Source organism: Halopenitus salinus (assembly GCF_055397165.1).
Genome location: NZ_AP043853.1, coordinates 2190246 through 2211438 on the forward strand (window position 1 = coordinate 2190246; position 21193 = coordinate 2211438).

A 21193-nucleotide genomic window follows, 5' to 3' on the forward strand; every position below is an offset into this window, starting at 1 on the left:
AATCCTCCTCGGTCCGCGCTCGGGGGTGTTTCGAGACGGCTCCCGCCGGCTCACCACTCGGCTACGCTGCCGTCGTCGTGGCGCCAGACGGGACCGTGCCAGTCGACGTCCTCCTCGGCCTGCTCGCGGACGAACGCCTCGTCGATGTCGATCCCGAGGCCCGGCCCCTCCGGAATGTCGACGTAGCCGTCCTCGTAGTCGAAGACGTCCGGGTCCGCCAGGTAGTCGACCACGTCGGAGGTCTCGTTGTAGTGGATGTTCATGCTCTGTTCTTGAATGAGCGCGTTCGGCGAGCAGGCGTCGACCTGGATGCAGGAGGCGAGCGCGATCGGCCCGAGCGGGCAGTGGGGCGCGATCGCGACGTCGTAGGCCTCCGCCATGCTCGCGATCTTCTTCACCTCCGTGATGCCGCCGGCGTGCGACAGATCCGGCTGGATCACGTCGACGGAGCCGTCCTCGAAGACCTCCTTGAAGTCCCACCGCGAGAACATCCGCTCGCCGGTCGCGATCGGGATCGTCGTGTGGGCCGCGACGTCGCCGAGCTCGTCGTTGTGCTCGGGGAGGACGGGCTCCTCGATGAACATCGGTTCGTGGGGCTCGAGCGCCGCCGCGAGCCGCTTCGCCATCGGCTTGCTCACCCGACCGTGGAAGTCGACGCCGACGTCCACCTCCTCGCCGACAGCCTCGCGGACCTCCTTCAGCCGCTCGACCGCCTGACGCACGGTCGCGGGATCGTCGACGCGCTCGAGCTCCTCGGTCGCGTTCATCTTCAACGCCGTGAACCCCGCGTCGACCCGCTTTCTCGCCTCCTCGGCCACCGCCGAGGGCCGGTCGCCGCCGATCCACTGGTAGACCCGGATCCGGTCGCGGGCCCTGCCGCCGAGCAGCTCGTGGACCGGCGCGTCGAACCGCTTGCCCTTGAGGTCCCAGAGCGCCTGATCGATGCCGGCGATGGCGGACATCAACACCGGGCCGCCGCGGTAGAACCCGCCGCGGTACATCGTCTGCCAGTGGTCCTCGATCGGGGCGGCGGGCTCGCCGAGGACGTGGGTCTCCATCAGGTCCTCGACCGCGGCCTTCACCGTGTGCGATCGCCCCTCGACGACGGGTTCGCCCCAGCCGACGAGACCGTCCGCGGTCTCGATCCGCAAGAACAGCCAGCGCGGCGGCACCTCGAAGAGCTCGTAGTCGACGATCTCGCTCATGTCTCGCGCGCCGATTCGACACCTCCACGGATAGCTCTTTGGACGCGACGCGATCGACCGACTGCGTGGCCTCGATCCAAAGAGATATCCCCCCGGTCCCGGATGATCGCCCCATGAGCCTGCCCGACATCGGGATCGGAACCTGGCAGAACGCGGAACCGGACGTCTGCGCCGAGAGCGTTCGAACGGCCCTGGAGATGGGGTATCGACACGTCGACACCGCACAGGCGTACGGCAACGAGGCGGCGGTCGGCGAGGGGATCGCCGCCGCCGACGTTCCCCGCGAGGAGATCACGCTCGCGACCAAGATCCACCCCGAGGAGACCGGCGTCGCCTACGAGGAGGTCATCGAGGCCACGAAGGAGAGCCTGGACCGCCTCGACGTCGACGTCATCGATCTCCTGTACGTCCACTGGCCGATCGGCAACTACGCGGCCTCGGAGACGCTTCCGGCCTTCGACGAGCTGGTCGACCGTGGCTGGATCGACCACGTCGGGGTTAGCAACTTCGACGTGCCTCTCCTCGATGAGGCCCGCGACCGCCTCGAATCGGGCCTCTTCGCCCACCAGGTCGAGATGCACCCGCTTCTCCCGCAGGACGACCTCCTCGAGCACGCACAGACGCACGGCTACGACCTCGTGGCTTACTCCCCGCTCGCGCGCGGTCGCGTTCTCGATCTCCCTCCGATCGAGTCGATCGCAGAGAAACACGGCGTCAGCGGGGCGCAGGTCTCGCTCGCGTGGCTCCTCTCGAAGGACCGCGTCCGCGTCATTCCGAAGGCGACGAGCGAGGCGCACATCCGCGACAACCTCGCCGCGCTCGACCTCGAGCTCGACCCCGAGGACGTGGCGGCGATCGACGCGATCGATCGAACCGAGCGCTTCGTCGAGCGCGCGGGCGCTCCCTGGCTGGCCTGAGTCGGTTCACGATCCTTCCGAGGGACTACCGTCCGGATTCCACCGCACACGCACCCCCGATCCCGCGCGTGAGCCAGAAGACCGAGCAGGCGAGCAGCAGCACCGACCCCCACAGAACGCCCGTCCCGCCGAACGGGAGTACCGCCGCGGGGACCGCGAGTCCCGAGCCGGCGAGTCCCGCGGCGATCGCGGGACCGCAGGCCGCACACCCGCCGCCGAGGACGCTCGCGAGGACGCCGACGCTCGTCGTCGCGCCCGCGCGTCCGCCCTCGGCCGCCGAGCCCGTCAGCCGAACCCTGAACGTCGCCACCGCCGCGACGATCCCGGTCAACGTCGCGACGAGGAGCCGTCCCGCGTCCACGACCGGCGCGGCCGTCTCCACCCCCGGCAGCAGCATGAAGAACACCCGAGTCCGCGTGGCGAGCGGGAGGTCGCCGCCGAGGAGATACCCCACGAGGTCCGGGTTCTCGAGCGCGGCGGACGCGGCCGTGATCGTACTCGCGACCACCACGGCGACGGCGAGGTACCCCGGACGCGACAGGACCCTGCGGACGGTTCGAGCCGTCTCCGCGACGTCCGCTCGCGACGTGGGAAGCGGCGGGCGGGACGGGAGCGCGAGCCGCGACCGTCGATCGTCGGCGGTCACAGCCCCAGTGCCCCCTCGAAGACGCCGTACGGTTGGTTGCCGAGGACGGTCGTAACGTGCTCGCCGTCCCGAAAGAGCACGAACGCGGGCACGCCCGTGAAGTCGGTCTCCTTGCCCGCCCGCTCGTCGCGCTCGAGCCGTTCCCGAACCGTCTCGTCCTCGTCGTCGATCGCCGCCAGCACGCGGTCCACGCGCGCGTCGGTCGAGACTTCGCCATCCACGAGCGCCTCCTCGGTCCGGTCGCGCACGGTGTCCTCGGAGATGGACGCCCGCTCGTCGTAGTACCACGCCTTGAGTCGCCAGAACCCTTCGGGATCGGCGAGCTGGACGGCCCAGAGCGCGCGGGCGGCGGGCCGGCCCCACGGCTCGACGCCCGGTAGCGCCCGCCAGACGTAGCTCACTCGCCCGGGATCGATCGCGTTCTCTCGCAGCTTCGGGAAGGTCGAGGATGCGAACGCGGCACACGTGCTACAGGAGGGATCGCCGAACTCGACGATCGTCGCCTCGGCCGTTCCCGGCTCGGGGCCGAGCGTCGGCGAGCCCTCGATGGCGTTCGTGGCCGGGTGCGTCTCGACGGACTCGGATCCGCCGGTTCCGGTTCCGCTCCCGTCGCCTTTCACCCCACCTCGGTCCAGACAGCCGGCGAGCACCCCGGCTCCGAGCGAGCCGATCGTCGCCACTGCCGCGCGACGCGACCGGGAATCGACGTCGATCGGTAGGGGATCGACGTCGGTCGATGACGTGTCCCGGTGACGGTCAGTTACCGGATCGTGCGCGTCGGTCATGGCTCGTGTGTCCGTGTGGTCCTCGTGAATTTCCTCATTCCGCCCCGTCGATCCCGACCGTCTCGGCCGCCTCGAGGTAGGCCTCTCGCGCGTCGGTCTCGAGCATGCGGTGGGGACGGAGCGGCCACTCCTCGGGGGTCCACATGGCGTCGGTGCCGGTCTTGAACTCGAGGCCCCAGTCGATGAACTCGAGGGCCGTGTAGGGGTTCGAGGCGTCCTTGGGGATCGCGAGCGTGTTCTGTCCGTAGAGGACGCCCTCGTTGGGTTCGGCCATGACGATCGGGGTGCCGTCCTGCGAGCAGAGACACATTCGGGGGTTGGGGAGGACGGCGGCCTTGATGCTCGCATCGCGGAACGCGCGCCAGCAGTCGTTCCAGTCGGTCCAGTAGGTTCCGACGAGCGAGCGCTGGGTCTCGAGTGCCTCCCGGATCGCGTCGACGTCGTCGGGGTCGTTCGGGTCCTGGCCGGTGTAGAGCGCGGCGACCTGTCCGGCGAGTATCGGGTCGGCCGGCATCCCGATCCGTCCGGTGAGCGACTCGTCCCACAGCAGGCTCCACGAGGAGGGCTCTTCGAGTTCCTCGCGGTGGTAGGCGAGCGCGTAGCTCATCGGCGTCTGTGGGACGCCGTAACAGCCGTCCTCGCGCACGTACAGTGATTCGTCGTGCGTCTGCAGTTCGTTCCGTGGCGGCCAGAACGGGACGACCTCGGGATCGAAGGACGCGAGGAGGTCGTTCTCGACGGCCCGTTCGAACTGCCTCGTGGGAAGGGTGACGACGTCCGGCGTCTCGCCGTCGACGAGACGTCGGTACTGGTCGCGGGCCGGGACGGTCTCGCTGTCGATCGCCTCGAGGTCGGCGTCGAACTGGAACGCCTCGGCCTGCGATCGCCAGTAGTGTTGCCACGACCAGTAACTGAGCCGGCCGGACGACTCGGACGGCGGCCACTCCTCGAGGTCCGCCGGTCGACGATCGCCTCGAACGCCGCGGGTCGCGACGTATGCGCCCCCGAGGAGCGCGCCGCCGCCGCCGAACGCCTTGAGGAATCCCCGTCGTGATCGCTCCATGCCGTTCCCTCATCGCGTACGGCCATATGCGTTGTGATGACACGACCCTCAATGCACCGATCGTCCGCCGATCCGCGGGACTCGAACGTCATTCTTTTCAACGGGTGTTCCCGTTTTGCGAATGAAGCCCTCCGATCGTCGCCGTCGTTCCGGATCCGTTCGCCACCCACTCATTAATGATCCGTATTCGTCAATTTAGTTATTATCTCGGAATTTTGTTATATGTATTTATAATTATTATCTAGATATTCAACGTTCTTTCATGCGTTTTACTTCTCCAATTCGAGCAATGAGCGTCGTTTGATAACTTTTATTATAGTCCTCTCCAATCGACGAATGCGATGACTCAAAACAGACGTTCATTCATGAGGAAAGCCTCCGCGCTCGGGATCACGGCCGGCGTCGCCTCCACGGCGGGCTGTAGCTCCCTGACCGGCAGCGGTGGCAACGGAAACGGCGGCAACGGCGGCAACGGCGGCAACGGGAACGGCGGGAGTTCCCAGAACGCGAACGATCTGGCGATGCCCGAGATGACGGTGACTCTCGGCCACTCCGGTCCCGAGGACATCCAGCAGCACCAGCACCGCGCCGCGACGACGTTCAAGAACTACGTCGAACAGCAGACGAACGGCAACTTCACGGTCGAGATCTCGCCCGGTGGCGCCCTCGGCAGCCTCCGTGAGATGATCGAGCAGAACCAGTCCGGCTCGCTCGAGCTCGTCGGCTCGACGGCGGAGGGACACATCGCGCCGTTCTACCCCAACATCAACGTGTACGCGCTTCCGTACGCGTTCCGCAACGTCGAGGTCGCGAACTACGTCTTCGACAAGGGCTTCGGCGACACGCTCTGGGAGGACTTCCGCGACCAGACCGGCCTGCGCATGCTGACGTGGTACGACAACGGCGGCTTCCGCTCGTTCGGCATCGCTGGCTCGGAGATCCGCTCGCTCAGCGACATGGAGGGGCTCGACATCCGGACGATGCAGATCGAGGCCCACCAGGAGCTCGTTCGCCAGCTCGGCGCCAACCCGACCCCGATCGACTGGAACGAGCTCTACCAGGCGATCGACCAGGGCGTCGTCGCCGGCCAGGAGAACTCCATCCCGACCGTCATCTCGGGCGACCTCCACGAAGTGCTCGACTTCATCATCCTGGACCGACACGTCTTCACGATGAACTTCATCCACGCCAACGAGTCGTGGTTCCAGGACCTGCCCGAGCACTACCAGCAGATCGTGCTCACCGCCGGCCGCCTCGCCTCCCAGGACGCTCGGATGATCAACCGCATCCAGCGCCAGCGCGGCGTCCAGACCGTCGAGGACGCGGGCGTCACCGTCTTCGATCCGCCCCAGGACCTCATCACCGAGTTCCAGGAGGCGACCCAGGAGCCCGTCGGCCAGATCGTCCGCGAGCAGATGGACGACCCCGGGCTCGTCGACGAGATGACCGACGCGATCGAGCAGGCGGAACAGGAACTCGGCTACCAGTAAGCCGGTAGCGGGTCGCCTCGCCTCACAACCGTTTTCCACTCATCATCGTAGCATGTACCACATACTCATTCCAGTTCGAAAGGACGAGACGCGCACGCGGCGACAGGTGAACGCCGTCTCCGACCTCCCGGTTCGATCCGAGGAGGTGTCGGTGACCGTCCTGTACGTCTTCGAGGAGATCGACTCCGACCTCGGCGGAACGCTCTCCCTTCAGGAGTACGACGACGTCCCCGAGACCGTCACCTGGGCGCGCGACGCGCTCGAGGACGAAGGATTCGACGTCGACGCACTCGTCGCGGAGGGACACCCTGACGACGCCATCGTCTCCCTCGCATCCGATCGGGACGTCGACCAGATCGTCTTGGGCGGCAGAAAGCGGTCGCCGACCGGCAAGGCGATCTTCGGGAGCACGGTCCAGTCCGTCATTCTGGACGCCGACGTCCCCGTCACGGTCGTTCCGGAAGCGGGATCGGAGGAGGATCGATGACCGCGTCGCCGTCGGTTTCCCGACGCGTCCCGGATCAACCACGGACCATTCGTCCGTCAGTCGTTCAATCGAACCATGCCACGAATTAACGTCGACAAGAACAGCTCGCTCTATCAGGTGGCGAGCACGTACCACGGCGTCATGGACGAGGTCGACACCAGGATTCGACAGCTGTGTCTCGTGTTTCTCTCGCTGCTCGTCTGCGTGGTCATGTTGAACGTGGTCATGCGATACGTGTTCAGCGAGTCGCTTCTGTGGGCCAACGAGGTGTCGCGATACCTGATGATCTGGTTCGCGCTCTTGATCACCGCGTCGCTCGTCAACACCGACGACCACCTCCACGTCGGGCTGTTCTACGACCGGTTCTCCCCGTCGACCCGGTACGGGATCCAGATCGCCATCGCCGCTCTCTACACGGTTCTCGGGCTGATCTGGGTGTTCTTCGGCGCACAGTACGCCTTCGATGCCGGCTTTCGGTCGACGATGCCGGCGTTGGGGTTCCAGATGGTGTGGGTCTACTCGGTCGTTCCGATAAGCGGCGCGCTCGTCGCGCTGTTCTCGCTGTCGCGAGTGCTCAGACTCGCCATCCTCGAGCGGGAGTCGAACGCCATGATCTACGAGGCGTCCGATCGACGGGAGGTCTCCGATGATTGAGCTCGTTCCCCTCCTCATCGTCCTGCTCGCGCTCATCTTCTTGCGCGTGGACATCGCGTTCGCGATCGCAACGGTGTCGTACCTCTGGTTGTACATCGCCGGCGAGTCGATGACGACCGGGGTGACCCGGATCTTCAGCGGGCTCAACTCGTTCGTCCTGTTGGCCATCCCCTTCTTCCTGCTCGCCGGGGAGCTGATGAACCGATCGGGGATCACGAACCGCATCGTGAACTTCGCCAACTACACGATCGGCCGGATCCGCGGCGGGCTCGCGCAGGCGAACGTTCTCGCGAGCCTCTTTTTCGCCGGGATCACGGGCGCCGCGGTCGCCGACGTGGCGGCCCTCGGCTCGGTGTTCATTCCCGCGATGGGCGAGGAGGGGTACGACGACGCCTTCAGCTCCGCGATCACGGCGGCCTCCTCGATCATCGGTCCGATCATCCCGCCGAGCATCATCATCGTCATCTACGGCTCGGTGACGGGCAACTCGATCGGCGGCCTCTTCGCCGCCGCCGTGATCCCGGGTATCCTGCTCGGCGGCGCGCTCATGGTGATCACGGGGATCCTCTCGATCCAGTACGACTTCCCGAGCCACACGCCCGAGATGACGCGCTCGGAGCTTCCCTCGATGCTGTTCGACTCCCTCGTGGCGTTGACGATGCCCGCGATCATCCTCGGCGGCATCCTCGGCGGCGTCTTCACGCCGACAGAGGCCGCCGCGGTGGCGTGTGTCTACGCGCTGTTGATCGGCGGCGGCTTCTACCGCTCGCTCACGGGCAACAAGATCGTCGAGTCGCTTCGGGTCACCCTCGAGCGCTCGACGCAGCTCTACGCCATCATCGGGTTCGCGTCCATCCTCTCGTGGATGCTCGCGATCCAGGGAATCACCCGCCAGCTGGGTAACACGCTCGTCGAGATGGGCCTCAGCCCCGTCGGCTTCATGCTGGTCGTCGGCCTCGTCCTCCTGTTCGTCGGGACGTGGCTCGAGATCGGCGCCGCGGCCATCATCCTGGCCCCGACGCTCGCGACGATCGCGGAGACGCTCGGCATTCCCGCCTACCAGTTCGGCATCATGTTCATCGTGACGCTGAACTTCGGGCTCATCACGCCGCCGCTCGGCATCTGTCTGTTCGCGGCGTCCAGCGTCTCCGAGGTCCCAGTCTGGGAGATCAGCAAGAAGATCCTCCCGTTCTACGCCGCCGACCTCGCGGTCCTGTTGGCGATCGTCTACTTCCCGCAGCTAACCCTCATGCTCCCGCGGCTCACGGGAGTGTAGGGTCGGTCACCCCGTTTTCGTTCGATCGACGTTTTCGCGCCGCGGCGCGTCCTACTCGTAGACATGGACGCTGCCGGTGGCGTTGTCCTCGATGAACTCCCAGTCGTACTCGACGCCGAGGCCGGGGCCGTCCGGCACGGGCACCGTCCCGTCCTCGTCGATCGTCTCGAGGTGATCGTCGTAGTCGCCCTTGTAGACGGGCGGGATGGGGTTGTCGACGTCGGGATGGACGAGGGCGAGTTCGTAGTAGTTGGCGTTACGAATGGCCGCCAAGCACTGGCGTTGTGCGGGGCCGGGGGCGTGAAGCTCGACGTCGAGGCCGAAGCCTTCCGCGGCGTTGGCGATCTTCATCGCGCCCGTGATCCCGGCGTCGTACTCGGGGTCCGCGCGCACGAAGTCGGTCGCGCCGTTCGCGATGAAGTCCACGTGTGGTTCGAGGCCACGGACGTGCTCGGTCTGGAGGATCGGCGTGTCGATCTTCTCCATCAGCTTCCCGTGGCCGTGCTGGGAGAGTCCCGCGTCCTTGTAGGGGTCCTCGTACCAGTAGAAGTCCTGTTCGTCACACGCCTTGCCGACCTCGAGCGTGTCCCCCCACGTCTCGAGGTGGCAGGCGGGATCGAGCATGAGGTCCATCTCGTCGCCGACGCGCTCGCCCACCGCGTGGACCGTCTCGACCATCCGATCGACGGATCGCAGCTCGTCGGCCCACACGTGGATCTTGAAGCCGCCGTAGCCCATCTCGAGACAGTCCTCGGCGAAGTCCGCGTAGGCCTCCGGGGAATCGAGCCCGCCGGCGTCGTCGCCCGCGTAGGTGGAGGCGTAGGCGGGGAGGCGCTCGCGGTAGGTGCCGAGCAGCTCGTGGATGGGGGCGTCGTAGTACTTGCCCGCGAAGTCCCACAGCGCGATGTCGATCGGCCCGATCCCCATCCGGTCGTACTTCCGCAGCGCGCGCTTGATCTCCGACCAGTGACGCTCGCGCTTGAGCGGGTTCTTCCCGATCAGGTAGTCCGCGAACATGTTGATCTGGGCCGCGCCGGGTGAGTTGGCTCCGACGTACTCGCCCGTGATCCCCACGTCCGTGTGGACCTCGAACGCGAACAGCTTGCGCCAGCTCGTCGTCCCCGGTTCGTAGACCGGATCGAAGCCGTGGCCGGAATAGCCCATGTCCTCGATCGGAAACTCGAACTCCGTCGTCTCGATCCTCGTGATCGTTGGCATCTTCGAGCGTCGAGTCGGGGTCGACCACCATAAATCATGGCGAGGTCTGAATGTTCCTTATATTTCGGGGTGATAGTTACTCTAATATTATATTTCTTGTATTTGTGATCATTCATACTCTGGATTTAACTCCGGCATTACTCACGATACAGAGAGTAGCGCTCTTCAAATCCAGTAACGCATGTAACGACCATGCTTTGCTACTCCGATCTGCCCCGACATAACATATTGATGTTGTTACATATACTATATGTAATATTATATATCAATAAAACTATATCTAGACATGAAACCAGATCTGGTAAAGGTGTCCCATGTGCTCCAGATCGTTCGCTTCGGGGAGTGAATTCGGGTTTTCGACCGGCGACGTACTCCTCTAATCGGTGGTTGACCGGCACACCGAGCACTTCTGAGCTTCATTAGGTCGTGTTTATGATCCGGATCGGATCTGGATGGATGCTATGTCGGGGTTCGAATCCTGGCGGTCGAAGATGTACTCCCACCAGGGTATTACAAACCTAAGTTTGTAATTACTCCAGTACCTCCGAGAGCATTCGGGCCCGTTCCTCGGCCCGGTCGCGCTCCCGTTCCAGTACGCCCACTAGTCGATCCGCCATGGATCGAAAGTCCGCATCGGGATCGTCCTCGAGTTCCGCGAAGAACTCCCGGTTTGCGGTCTCACATTTGCTCTTCCAGTCGCTTCGGATCTCGTCTGCCCCGTGTAGTGCCCCCGCAATGCTTCCCGCGATCGTCGCAACGGCGTCGCTATCGCGACCGTAGTTCACTCCCTCGATGATCGACCGGTTGACCTCGCCGTCACAGATCCGCAACATCGCCACCGCGACGGGGACGACCTCCAACGTATTCGCACTGAAGACCTCCCCTTCGTGGTACTTTTCGCGATCCCAGCGCGACGGGAGCCACCTCCAGTCGAGAAATTCGTCGTACAGCCGTTCGATCAGGTCCTCCGGCGTGTCGCTCTCCTCGGCGAGCCCGATGGCGATGTCCATCGCCCGATCCATCTTTCCGGTCGCGTGTTCGGTCATGGTCGCCAACACCGTGTCGATCGTCGCACCCCGCGTGATGGCCTCCGCGACGCCTGCCGCGACCGTCGCCGTTCCATGTCGATCCGGCCCATCCTGTAGTACCGAGGCCAGGACGAACCCGTCCTGATACGCCTGCGTCGGAGCTCCGAGGTTTACGATCCCGACGGGGGTGATCGCGGAGGTCATCTTGTTGTCGGGTATGGAACCGGTTCCGGAGCTCCATGGGTCCATGCCTGCGCTCAGTTTGTTTACGATGATTTCCTCGTTGATCCATACCCGGTCGGGATTGAGTCGATCACAGAACACCTGACCGAACTCCTCGGGCGTAACTCGGCTTCCGTTCTCGACGATCGCCAAACTCAGGATCTGTCTCAACGTGGTGTCGCTGGTCACCGCTCCCGCATGGGTGTTCGCGTACGGCATGTCGTACTGCTTGAAATCCTGTAGGGTCCCGTACTCCTCTTCGATGCGTTCGTATGTCCATCCTTCGACCGGGGCGCCGAGCGCGTCCCCGATCGCGCCCCCGATGAGGCAGCCGTACACGTCGTCTGCGATCTCGGTTGTCATACCCGACCGAACGCCCCGATACCACATAGCTTCTTAGATTATCCGTTTTACATGTCCTCGAACCGTGGTACTGCTGTCGAATGGGGAACTCCTCGAGACGGGGAAGAACCGTCGAAAGCGCCACATCGTCCTCGACAAACGACCCAGCCGTTCTATATCGTCGATCAGATCCGCGTTGTGGCCCCGTTCAATCGCTCAGTCTGTCGCTCGTGAGCCTGGCGGCACGCTGGACGAGCTTTCGGGGTTCGTCCGAGAACCGCTTCGCCTTGGTATGTCTGTAGGGATCATCGATCCGATCCGTGTGGTCGGTGATCCCGATCGCACCGATGATGGTCCGTTCCTTTTCCCCCAGGATCGGCGCTGCGAGGGTGGTTATTCCGGGCACGAACTCGTCGGAACTGTAGGCGAACCGGTGTTCTCGAACGGTGCTCAACTGTTCCTCCAGCGCGTCACGGCTCGTCGGGGTCCGTTCGGTATGTGACCGCAGATCGTGGGCTGTGATCCACTCGTCGGCCGTTTCCTCGGAAAGGTACGCGAGGATCGCCTGTCCGTAGGCCGTGGCGTGGAGATCGAATCCGGTACCGACCTCGGTGGACCATTCCTCGAGTTCGGCATGTCCCGACGAGTACAGCCAGACCCCCTCGCCGGCTTCCATGACTGCAACCTGCGCGATCCGTCCGGTGTCCGCGGCCAGATCGTCGGCCACCTGTTCGACCATCCCGCCGAGTCGGTGTTGTCGAACGGCCATGTTTCCGAGGTGTGCGATCCGCAATCCGAGCCGAAATCCGTCGCCGTCGTGGACCACGTATCGGTTCTGTTGGAGGGTCTGAAGGTGATAGTGCGTCGTACTTCTGGAGTATTCGATCTCCGAGGCGATCTGCGACGTCGTGGGGCGGTCCTCGCGCGCGATCATTTCTATGATGTCGAACGCAGTCTTCGTCGATTTGATCGTCTTCCCATCTGTGTTGAACGGTGCCATACCTGATGAGTCGAACACGGCACAATTATGTCTTGCTGTTCTACGCTGTAGACGATCGTATTCGCTCACCGGGCGCCACGTTCACCGATCCGGTGTTTTTATATCCTATCCCCGAAACCTTCTGTCCATGATCGTCGTCGCCGCAGTCGATCGATCCGAACAAGCCAGCGAAGTGGTCACCGAGGGCGAGTTCCTCGCTACCGCCCTCGACGTTCCGCTTCACGTCGTACACGTGCTGAGTAACTCGAAGTTCCGGAAGATGGAACAGACGAGCTACGAGGAGACTGGACAGCCCGCCCCCATGGACGAGGTGAAGCAATTCGCGTCCCAACACGCCGCCGACGTCGCAACGGACGTCGCGGACGAGTACACACCGGTCGGATTGGTCGGGGAGGCCTCCCAGATGGTGACCGAGTATGCCGAGCGAAACGATGCCCGGTACGTCGTCGTCGGCGGCCGAAAACGCTCCCCGACCGGGAAGGCGTTGTTCGGCAGCGTCGCGCAGTCGATCCTGCTCAACGCCGATTGTCCGGTCGTCTCCACCATTCGGTAGCGGCGATCGTCTCCACCGTCCGGTAGCGGTTCGAGTTCCCGTTCGGCGTCTCACCACGCGAAGGTGCCGCCACCGATCATTATAAGTAATACTGTGGTGTGGGTCTCTATCATGAACCGATCAATCCGCGGGAGCACCCCGGAAATCGATGATTCGGCGTTCGTTTCGGAGATGTCCTACGTCGTCGGCGACGTCACCGTCGAGGAGAACGCGAGCGTGTGGCCGTTCGTTTGCCTCAGGGGCGACGGCGGCGAGGTCACGATAGGCGAGGACAGCAACGTCCAGGAGTTCTCCATGATCCACGGGTCCGACATCGGCGATCGCGTCACCGTTGGACACGGGGTCGTCATCGACTATTCGGACATCGGCGACGACTCGCTCATCGGCATCTCGAGCGTGGTGCTCGAGGGCGCCACCGTGGAATCCAACAGCATCGTCGCCGCCGGAAGCGTCGTCCGACACGACCAGATCATCCCGGAGGGCCACGTCGCCTACGGGATTCCCGCTGAGACGCGCCCGATCACGGACGAACAACGCGAGGAGATCCGTCGCATTCAGGAGCACTACGTCGAGCTGGGCGCGGAGTACCGCGATCAGGGTACGATGCAGTAGCGCCGGAAAACAAGCAGTGGCACCCGGCGAAAGCAGTAGCACCCGACGAACAGCGATCGCCCGCGTGCAGTTATCGAACTGCGATCGAGAGTCCGTCGAACCGCGATCGAGAGTCGCTGACAGTGTCCCCGTTCCTGGGAACGTCTATTGGTTTTGAACGTGACATCTCACGCACGAACAACAAATTATAAATAATGGCATTTCTATGTGTTCTCACATGGCAGACAAGCCATCACACGACACGTCGAGCACGAGGCGTCGCTACCTCAAACACGCCGGAATCCTGAGTGCCGTCGGTCTCTCCGGCCTCAGCGGTTGCAGCGGGAACGGCGGGAACGGCGGGAACGGCGGAAACGGTGGGAACGGCGGGAACGGCGGAAACGGCGGAAACGGCGGGAACGGCGGAAACGGCGGAAACGGCGGGAATGGCGGGAACGGCGGAAACGACGGCTGGCAGCCCGAACAGAACGTTCGGCTCGTCGTCCCGTGGGGAGCCGGTGGCGGTACCGACACCGCCGTGCGACAGGTCGCCCAGCCGGCGGCGGAGATCCTCAGTGACCGCGGAATAGACGTCGAACTCAACGTCGAGAACATCACGGGCGCCGGCGGAATGAACGGCGCCCAGGCGGTCATGGATCAACCGGCCGATGGCCACACGATCTTCGCGGACACGAACGTCCTGGCGCCGAACATCGCCGATGGAACGGCGAACTTCACCCTCGACGACTGGGGGGGCATCGCCCGGATGCAGTACGACACCAGCTGGATCTGGACGAGCGGCGTCGAGGACACCTACGACGACATCTACGAACTCGTCGACAGCGCACCGGAGAACGGGATCCAGTTCGGCGTCACCGGCGGCCTCGACAGTGCGGTGTTTCCGATCCAGTTCGCCCAGGAGGCGGACATCCTCGAGCACATGGAGATCGTCGCCTACGACGATGCCGGCCAGATGGAAAACGACATCATCACCGGCGAGATCGACTGCGGCTACGCCGAGCTCGTCGAGATCGAGCCCATCGTCGAGGAGGGCGAGGCCCAGCTCCTCTTCGTCGGCATCGAGGACGAAGTCGAGGGGTACGAGGACGTCCCCAACGTCGAGGACACGGGATGGGACGCTCAGTTCGGCGTCCAGCGAGCCCTCGTCGTCCAGGACGGGACTCCTCAGGAGGCGATCGACTTCTGGTCCGATATCGTCCAGGAAGCGATGGAGACCGACGCCTACCGGGAGTTCGAGTCGGCGAACTACCTCGACCTTCGGGAGGGGTACCTCTCCGGACCCGAGCACATGGAGAATCTCGCTGACATGGTCGACCTCTTCGAGGAGGCGCTGGAAGCCTACGACCCATAATCGCGCGTCCGCCCGTTTCGTTTCCGCGCCGCACCGTCGAACGCCGATCCGAACGACCGGGTGAGGGACATGCCGACGTTCGACGGACCGTTCTTTCGCCGCCGTTCCGCATACACAATCATTATGTACTCCTAGTCGGATACTCGTCGCATGGTAAGTTACGATGCCTACGAGAGCATTACCGTAGACGTCGCCGACGGAGTCGCCACGATCGAGTTCCACCGGCCCGAGGTGTACAACGCGTTGAGCACCGAGGTGTACCTGGACCTGAGTCGTGCCCTCTCGGAGATACAGCTGAACCGGGACATCGACGTCGTGGTTCTCACCGGCGAGGGCGAGGACGCCTTCTCGAGCGGCGCGGACATCGAACAGTACGCGGGCCCGGCCGAGGAACACGACCCGAGAGAGAAGGACCGCCAGCGGATGGCATTCGAGGAGGTGTACAAACGCATCTACGAGATCCATCCGGTGACGATCGCGAAGATCAACGGCTACTGTGTGGGCGGCGGGCTGGTTCTCGCGAGCTTCTGTGACCTCCGCGTCGCCGTCGACGACGCGAAGTTCGGCGTCCCGACGACCGACATCGGACAGATCCCGGGGGGCGGTTCCACTTACCGGATGGTTCAGCTCGTGGGCGAGCCCAAGACGAAGGAGATCGTCTACACCGCGGGGCTGATAGACGCCGCGGAGGCACACGACATCGGCCTCGTGAATCGCGTCGTCCCGCGTGAGGACCTCGACGACGAGGTCGACGGTATCGTCGACGCGATTCAGGACACGGGACGGGGAGCCGTGAAGGCCTCCAAGCAGGCGATCAACCACAGTGCCAACGCTCCCGACCTCGAGACGGCCCACGAGCACGAATCCGAGATCTGGTGGGAGCAGTTCGCCACCGAGGAGCGACGTCGACTCGTCGACGAGTTCAACGAGGGATAGCCACGGGTTTTTCGAGAATAGCGGCCGACGATTTCGAGGCTCGCCGTCGAGAATCGGCGTCTCCCGCTTTGAACCCGGTTTTTTTTTTCGAGCGACCGATCCGGATCCGGCGGATGGGTGTCCTTCGATCTACACAAATTTAATATATGAGGGAGTTGTCCCCACAACGGATGGCAGGTCAGATTCGCACTGACGTCGACGAGCGAGTTGCAACGATCACGATCGACAATACGGACAAGCGAAACGCGTTGAGCCCCCCGCTTCTGGCGGACATCATCGCCGCCGTCGAGGAACTCGAGGAGCGTGGTGACGTCCGCTGTCTCGTTCTCACGGGCGCCGGAGAGAAGGCGTTCAGCTCCGGATTCGACATCTCCTATCATCAGCGAAATTACGGCGATGGCCCCGAGGTCGAAGCCGAGGAAGCCGAGTTCGAGGAGATGATCGAGGCGATCAAACACTTCGAGTATCCCGTTATCGCCCGCATCAACGGCGGTACCTTCGGCGGGTCGATGAATCTCATCGCCTCCTGTGACCTCCGTATTGCGGTCGATGACGCCCAGTTCGGTATCACACCCGCCAAACTCGGCATGATATACGGCGCCGGGGAGATCGGCGAGATAATGGCGCACATCGGGCCCGGCGACATCAAGGAGTTCCTCTACACCGCGGAGTTCGTGGACGCGGATCGGGCGTACGACATGGGACTGCTCAACGACGTCGTCCCCCGCGAGGATCTCGACGAACGGACCTACGGGATGGCCGAATCGATCGCGAGCAACGCGCCGCTTTCGCTCAGCGGGATGAAGCGGATCATCCGTGCCATCATGGACAAGGACGGTCTCACCCCAACGGAGGAACGGTGGTCGAAGGAACTCGAGGAGCAGGCCAAGGAGAGCCGCGATCACGAGGAGGGCGTCGAGGCGTTCATGAACGACAGAGAACCCGAGTTCGAGGGAAGATAGGCGGACCGATTCGCGTTCGAATACCTAGACGTCGCCGGCGATCGCGTCCTTTTCGACCAGCGTTTCGAGTTCGTCGTCCGAGAGGCCGAGCTTCTCCCGCAGGACCTCGCCCGTGTGCTCGCCGAGCAGCGGCGGGCCGGACCGAACGCTTCCCGGCGTCTCCGAGAGGTGGAACGGGTGGCCCTGCATCGTCACCTCGCCGATGTTCTCGTCCTCGTACTCGAAGACGTAGCCGCGATCGCGTGCCTGTGGGTGTTCGACCACGTCCGAGACTTGGTTCAGCGGTCCGTTTGGACACCCGAGTTCGTCGAGGATCCCGCGCCACTCCTCGGTCGTCCGTTCGCGCAGCTTCGGCCGGAGGACCTCCATGATCTCGTCGTAGTGTTCCTGCCGCTGTTGCTGTGAGTCGTACTCGGCGAGGTCGGGAGCGTCGAGGACGTCCGTCGCGAACTCCTGCCAGCGCCGGCTCGGAACGTGGATCACCATCTGCCCGTCGGCCGTATCGAACAGCTCGTAGGGAACGCCCGTCTGGTGGCGCGTCCCGAGCGGCCCCGGATCGTCGCCCGTCATGCCGTACATCGTGAGGTACTCCTCCATGAACGAGACGATCGTCCCGAACAGGCTGGTTTCGACCTTCTGGCCCTCCCCGGTTCGTTCGCGGTGGTTCAACGCGGAGAGGATCCCGACCGTCGTGAACAGTCCGGCGCCGATGTCGCCGATCGCCTGTCCGACCTTGACGACGTCGCCATCCTCGGTCCCCGTCACGCTCATCAGCCCGCCTTCGGCCTGCATCACGAGGTCGACGCCCTTGCGGTCCTTGTACGGGCCCTTCTCGCCGTACCCCTTGATCGACCCATAGATCAGCCCCGGATTCACCTCCTCTTGGAGGTAGTCGTACCCGAGGCCGAGCCGTTCGAGGACTCCGAGGCTGAAGTTCTCGACGACGACGTCGGCGTCCGCGATGAGGTCCTCGACGAGCTGTCGCCCCTCGTCGGTCTTCATGTCGATCGTGACGCTCTTTTTGTTTCGGTTACGGGGGATGAAGCTGACTCCCATCCCCTCCTGTTCCGGGAAGCTGTGCCGTTCGGCGTCGCCGACTCCCGGCCGCTCGACCTTGATCACCTCGGCGCCCAGTTCGCCGAGGAGGTTCGTACACCACGGTCCGGCACGGAACCGTGAGAAATCGATAACCGTAATGTGCTCTAGTGATCCCTGCGTCATGCGTGTACTTATCTCAAGTCATCATATATAAATTATTCTTATCTTGGGGTAGACACGTTCGGTCCCGTCAGACGGTCCGCCGCCGCGGAGGGGTGGTCCGTCCGCCGCCGATGAGGATCCGTTCATCCTGGGTGCGAACGCCGGCCGTTCCCTCCGGGATCGTCTTCGTCGAGTCGCAACCGAACCCGTGCACAACCTTTATGTATACTTGCTGTCGCCGTGTAGATACGCCATGAGTGAGACGATCTTCGAGGACATCGTCGTACTGGATCTGACGACGTTCGTTACCGGTGGATTCTGCTCGTTGATGCTTGCCAACCAGGGGGCTGAGGTGATCAAGGTCGAACGGCCGGGAGTCGGCGACGACAATCGACACTCCGGACCGCCGTTCATTGACGGGGAATCCCCCTACTTCTGGACGGTCAACTACGACAAAAAGAGCATCGAGATCGACCTCACGACGGAGGAGGGGACCGAGGTGCTCTACGATCTCGCGGCGGAGGCGGACGTCTTCATTCAGAACTTTCGGCCCGGCACCGCGGAGAAACTCGACGTCGACTACGAGTCGATCCGCCGGCAGAACGACGACGTCGTCTACTGTGCGATTTCGGCGTTCGGACAGACCGGGCCGTGGCGGGAACGTCCGGGCTATGACCTCCTGATCCAGGGCATGAGCGGGATCATGCACGTGACCGGCGAACAGGACCGCCAGCCCGTCAAGGTCGGGCTCCCGCAGACGGACCTCATCACCGCGATGTGGGCCGCCTTCGGCATCTCGAGCAGTCTCTATCGACGCGAACGGACCGGCGAGGGCGAATACATCGATCTCGGCATGCTGGACGCGGCTATCCCCTGGCTGACGAAACAGGCCGGCAAGGTGTTCGCGGGCGAATCCACCGGTCGAATGGGGACGCGAGACCCGGTCCTCTCACCGTATCAGACCTACGAGACCGCCGACGGATACATCAACGTCGCCTGTCTCAACACGAAGCTCTGGACCCTGTTCTGTGAGGCGATCGACCGCCCCGAACTCCTCGAGGACGATCGGTTCGAGACCAACGCGGACCGGGTGTCCCACATGGACGAGCTCGAGGCGGAAATCGAGCGGTCGATGGTCGAACGAACGACGGACGAGTGGATGGACCTGCTCGTCGAGGAGGCGGGGATCCCCGCCGGACCCGTCAACTCCGTCGAGGAGGCGCTGTACAACGAACAGGTCGAGGCTCGCGGGGTCCTTACCGAGCTCGAACACGAAACACACGGCGACGTCCCGGTCATCGAGCATCCGTTGAACTTCGAGAACGCCGACAACGGGTTCGAGAACCCGGCACCCGATCTGGGTGAACACACGGACGAGGTGCTCCGGGCGGCGGGCTATTCCTCCTCGGAGATCGAGTCGCTTCGGGAGGCCGGGGCGTTCGGATCCTGACACGTGGCGAGCGGCTCGTCGGGCGTCCCCCGTGACGTCCGTCGGTTCGCCACCACAACAATTAAATAATACCTGTCCTACATAGACCTACGTGATGTTACAACCTCACACGTGGGTATCGCGGGCCCCGGACCGACATGCAGCACCGTTCGTCCGGGCGTACACGCCACAACGGTACGGTCGGGCAATTCCGAGGTTCGCCCCCGATCGGCTCACCGGACCCACACACGGATCATGGTAGTCGAACAGCTGCTCGGCGGGTTCGCGAACATCTTCACCCCGTTCAACATGGCCATCTTCCTCATCGGGTTGTTCTTGGGGATGATGAGCGGGTCGATCCCGGGCCTCAACGGGACGATGACCGTCGTGTTGCTCATCCCGCTCACCTACGGGATGGGCCCGATCACGGCGATCATGTTGCTCTCGGTCATTTACGTTGGTGCCGTCTATGCCGGGTCGATTAGCGCCATCATGTTCCGCGTCCCCGGCGCTCCGGAGGCGATCATGACGACCCTGGACGGCTATCCCATGAACCAGCAGGGACGAATGGGCGAGGCCATCCGCGTCGCGGTCTTCAGCTCCGCGGTCGGCGGTATCGTCGGCGTCATCATTCTCATCCTGTTCTCGCCGACGCTCGCCTCCTGGTCGCGAACCCTCTCGGATCCCGAGTACTTCGCCGTCGTCATCCTGGGTCTCGCCCTGGTCTCGACGATCGGCGCCGGCAACGTCACGAAGGCGGTGATCACGATGATGTTGGGCGTGCTCGCCGCCACGATCGGACTCGACGCGCTGGCGGGGACGCCGCGGTTCACCTTCGGCATCCAGCGGCTCACTAGCGGCGTGGAGCTGATCCCGGTGATTCTCGGCGTCTTCGCCGTCGCAGAGGTACTCAAACAGATCAAAAGCGGCGGACAGATGATCGGCGATGCGGACGACGATGCGGGGTCCTCGATCGGATCGCTGCGACCGCCGTTACACTACTTCAAGCGCTTTCGGCGGATCCTGTCGGTCAACTCCATCGCGGGAACGCTGATCGGCATTCTCCCCGGAGCCGGCGCGACGACCGGCGCGCTGTTCGGGTACACCTTCGGCCAGCGGATCGTACCCCAGGACATCCGCGAACGGTTCGGCACCGGCGTGCCGGAGGGCGTGGCGGCGCCCGAGACCGCCAACAACGCCGCGGCGAGCGGGGCGTTCGTGCCCCTCTTCGCGCTCGGGATCCCCGGGAGCGGAACCACCGCGGTCATTCTGGCGGCGTTCATTCTCCACGGACTCACTCCCGGCCCTTCGTTTATCGCCGACAACCAGTCGCTCGTGTGGACGATCTTCGCCGCGCTGTTGTTGGCGAACGTCATGATCCTCTTCATGAACGGCCCGATCGTCAAACTCTTCACCAAGATCCGCAACGTCCCACAGGAGATCCTCTTCGGGCTGATCCTCGTCTTCTCCATCATCGGGGCGTTCGCCACGCGGAACATTCTCTTCGATCTCTGGGTCATGTTCGCTTTCGGCATCGCCGGCTTCTACCTGGACCGCTACAACTACCCGATCGCCCCCTTCGTCATCGGACTCGTGTTGGGCCCGATCGCGGAGTCCAGTCTCCGCAGAGGACTGGTAAAGGCCAGCGGGGAGTTCGTCGTATTCCTCCAGCGGCCGATCTCGGCGGTGCTTCTCGTCGTCGCCGTGCTCCTGTTCACGATCCCGCTGTTACAGGATACCGCGGTCGGTCGCCGATTCCTCACTCTCGGAGGTGATCGGTGATGTCCGATTCGGCCCCCGAGACGTCGCCGTTCGAC

General features: G+C 63.8%; 20 protein-coding genes. 12 read left to right on the forward strand and 8 right to left on the reverse strand.

Going from position 1 to position 21193, the window contains the following annotated elements:
- Positions 1 to 50: 50 nt before the first annotated feature.
- Positions 51 to 1205 (reverse strand): galactonate dehydratase, encoded by a 1155-nt coding sequence (gene dgoD / locus ACZ5YD_RS12800; RefSeq protein WP_379744009.1) that lies wholly within the window; start codon positions 1203 to 1205, stop codon positions 51 to 53.
- Positions 1206 to 1318: 113 nt separating this feature from the next.
- Between dgoD and ACZ5YD_RS12805 the strand changes: the two genes are divergently transcribed.
- Positions 1319 to 2122, forward strand: a complete 804-nt coding sequence (locus tag ACZ5YD_RS12805; protein WP_379744007.1) for an aldo/keto reductase — start codon at positions 1319 to 1321, stop codon at positions 2120 to 2122.
- A 25-nt stretch (positions 2123 to 2147) separates the two neighbouring features.
- Here ACZ5YD_RS12805 and ACZ5YD_RS12810 read toward each other — a convergent pair whose 3' ends face one another.
- Genes ACZ5YD_RS12810 through ACZ5YD_RS12820 form a run of 3 tightly spaced genes read right to left on the reverse strand, consistent with a single transcriptional unit; the run spans position 2148 to position 4616 of the window.
- Positions 2148 to 2768: a hypothetical protein gene (locus tag ACZ5YD_RS12810; protein WP_379744005.1), complete on the reverse strand. Its 621-nt coding sequence runs from the start codon at positions 2766 to 2768 to the stop codon at positions 2148 to 2150.
- On the reverse strand, positions 2765 to 3553 hold the full coding sequence (locus ACZ5YD_RS12815) for a DsbA family protein (protein WP_379744003.1): 789 nt from the start codon (positions 3551 to 3553) through the stop codon (positions 2765 to 2767). The genes ACZ5YD_RS12810 and ACZ5YD_RS12815 overlap by 4 nt, the downstream gene beginning before the upstream one ends.
- Before the next feature lie 34 nt (positions 3554 to 3587).
- A complete protein-coding gene (locus ACZ5YD_RS12820) occupies positions 3588 to 4616 on the reverse strand; it encodes an ABC transporter substrate-binding protein (protein WP_379744001.1) in 1029 nt (342 codons plus the stop codon).
- Positions 4617 to 4981: 365 nt separating this feature from the next.
- Between ACZ5YD_RS12820 and dctP the strand changes: the two genes are divergently transcribed.
- From dctP to ACZ5YD_RS12840, 4 genes are all read left to right on the forward strand, one after another.
- Positions 4982 to 6106 (forward strand): TRAP transporter substrate-binding protein DctP, encoded by a 1125-nt coding sequence (gene dctP / locus ACZ5YD_RS12825; protein WP_379743999.1) that lies wholly within the window; start codon positions 4982 to 4984, stop codon positions 6104 to 6106.
- 52 nt (positions 6107 to 6158) lie between these two features.
- Complete coding sequence (locus ACZ5YD_RS12830; RefSeq protein WP_379743997.1) at positions 6159 to 6593, forward strand: universal stress protein; 435 nt, start codon at positions 6159 to 6161, stop codon at positions 6591 to 6593.
- Positions 6594 to 6668: 75 nt separating this feature from the next.
- Positions 6669 to 7247 (forward strand): TRAP transporter small permease, encoded by a 579-nt coding sequence (locus tag ACZ5YD_RS12835; protein WP_379743995.1) that lies wholly within the window; start codon positions 6669 to 6671, stop codon positions 7245 to 7247.
- Complete coding sequence (locus ACZ5YD_RS12840; protein ID WP_379743993.1) at positions 7240 to 8523, forward strand: TRAP transporter large permease; 1284 nt, start codon at positions 7240 to 7242, stop codon at positions 8521 to 8523. The genes ACZ5YD_RS12835 and ACZ5YD_RS12840 overlap by 8 nt, the downstream gene beginning before the upstream one ends.
- A 51-nt stretch (positions 8524 to 8574) precedes the next feature.
- Here ACZ5YD_RS12840 and ACZ5YD_RS12845 read toward each other — a convergent pair whose 3' ends face one another.
- From ACZ5YD_RS12845 to ACZ5YD_RS12855, 3 genes are all read right to left on the reverse strand, one after another.
- The gene (locus ACZ5YD_RS12845; RefSeq protein WP_379743991.1) at positions 8575 to 9741 is read right to left on the reverse strand and encodes an enolase C-terminal domain-like protein; all 1167 of its coding nucleotides are present in this window, start codon (positions 9739 to 9741) and stop codon (positions 8575 to 8577) included.
- 530 nt (positions 9742 to 10271) lie between these two features.
- Positions 10272 to 11354: an ADP-ribosylglycohydrolase family protein gene (locus tag ACZ5YD_RS12850; RefSeq protein ID WP_379743989.1), complete on the reverse strand. Its 1083-nt coding sequence runs from the start codon at positions 11352 to 11354 to the stop codon at positions 10272 to 10274.
- A 187-nt stretch (positions 11355 to 11541) separates the two neighbouring features.
- Positions 11542 to 12333 (reverse strand): IclR family transcriptional regulator, encoded by a 792-nt coding sequence (locus tag ACZ5YD_RS12855; RefSeq protein ID WP_379743987.1) that lies wholly within the window; start codon positions 12331 to 12333, stop codon positions 11542 to 11544.
- A gap of 127 nt (positions 12334 to 12460) precedes the next feature.
- Here ACZ5YD_RS12855 and ACZ5YD_RS12860 point away from each other — a divergent pair, with 127 nt between their 5' ends.
- The 5 genes from ACZ5YD_RS12860 to ACZ5YD_RS12880 all read left to right on the forward strand — a co-directional run bounded on the left by ACZ5YD_RS12860 (position 12461) and on the right by ACZ5YD_RS12880 (position 16747).
- The gene (locus ACZ5YD_RS12860; protein WP_379743985.1) at positions 12461 to 12886 is read left to right on the forward strand and encodes a universal stress protein; all 426 of its coding nucleotides are present in this window, start codon (positions 12461 to 12463) and stop codon (positions 12884 to 12886) included.
- Between the two features lie 111 nt (positions 12887 to 12997).
- Positions 12998 to 13498, forward strand: coding sequence for a gamma carbonic anhydrase family protein (locus tag ACZ5YD_RS12865; RefSeq protein ID WP_379743983.1), 501 nt, complete (start codon positions 12998 to 13000; stop codon positions 13496 to 13498).
- Between the two features lie 217 nt (positions 13499 to 13715).
- Positions 13716 to 14849, forward strand: a complete 1134-nt coding sequence (locus ACZ5YD_RS12870; protein ID WP_379743981.1) for a Bug family tripartite tricarboxylate transporter substrate binding protein — start codon at positions 13716 to 13718, stop codon at positions 14847 to 14849.
- 150 nt (positions 14850 to 14999) lie between these two features.
- Positions 15000 to 15785 carry an enoyl-CoA hydratase/isomerase family protein gene (locus ACZ5YD_RS12875; RefSeq protein ID WP_379743979.1) on the forward strand — a complete coding sequence of 262 codons (786 nt, stop codon included), beginning with the start codon at positions 15000 to 15002 and terminating at the stop codon, positions 15783 to 15785.
- Between the two features lie 170 nt (positions 15786 to 15955).
- Entirely contained in the window at positions 15956 to 16747 is a 792-nt protein-coding gene (locus ACZ5YD_RS12880; RefSeq protein WP_379743977.1) for an enoyl-CoA hydratase/isomerase family protein, read from the forward strand.
- Positions 16748 to 16771: 24 nt separating this feature from the next.
- Here ACZ5YD_RS12880 and ACZ5YD_RS12885 read toward each other — a convergent pair whose 3' ends face one another.
- Positions 16772 to 17968, reverse strand: a complete 1197-nt coding sequence (locus tag ACZ5YD_RS12885; protein WP_379743975.1) for a CaiB/BaiF CoA transferase family protein — start codon at positions 17966 to 17968, stop codon at positions 16772 to 16774.
- A gap of 232 nt (positions 17969 to 18200) precedes the next feature.
- Between ACZ5YD_RS12885 and ACZ5YD_RS12890 the strand changes: the two genes are divergently transcribed.
- Entirely contained in the window at positions 18201 to 19397 is a 1197-nt protein-coding gene (locus tag ACZ5YD_RS12890; protein ID WP_379743974.1) for a CaiB/BaiF CoA transferase family protein, read from the forward strand.
- A 234-nt stretch (positions 19398 to 19631) separates the two neighbouring features.
- A complete protein-coding gene (locus ACZ5YD_RS12895; protein WP_379743972.1) occupies positions 19632 to 21158 on the forward strand; it encodes a tripartite tricarboxylate transporter permease in 1527 nt (508 codons plus the stop codon).
- The last annotated feature ends 35 nt before the right edge of the window (positions 21159 to 21193 follow it).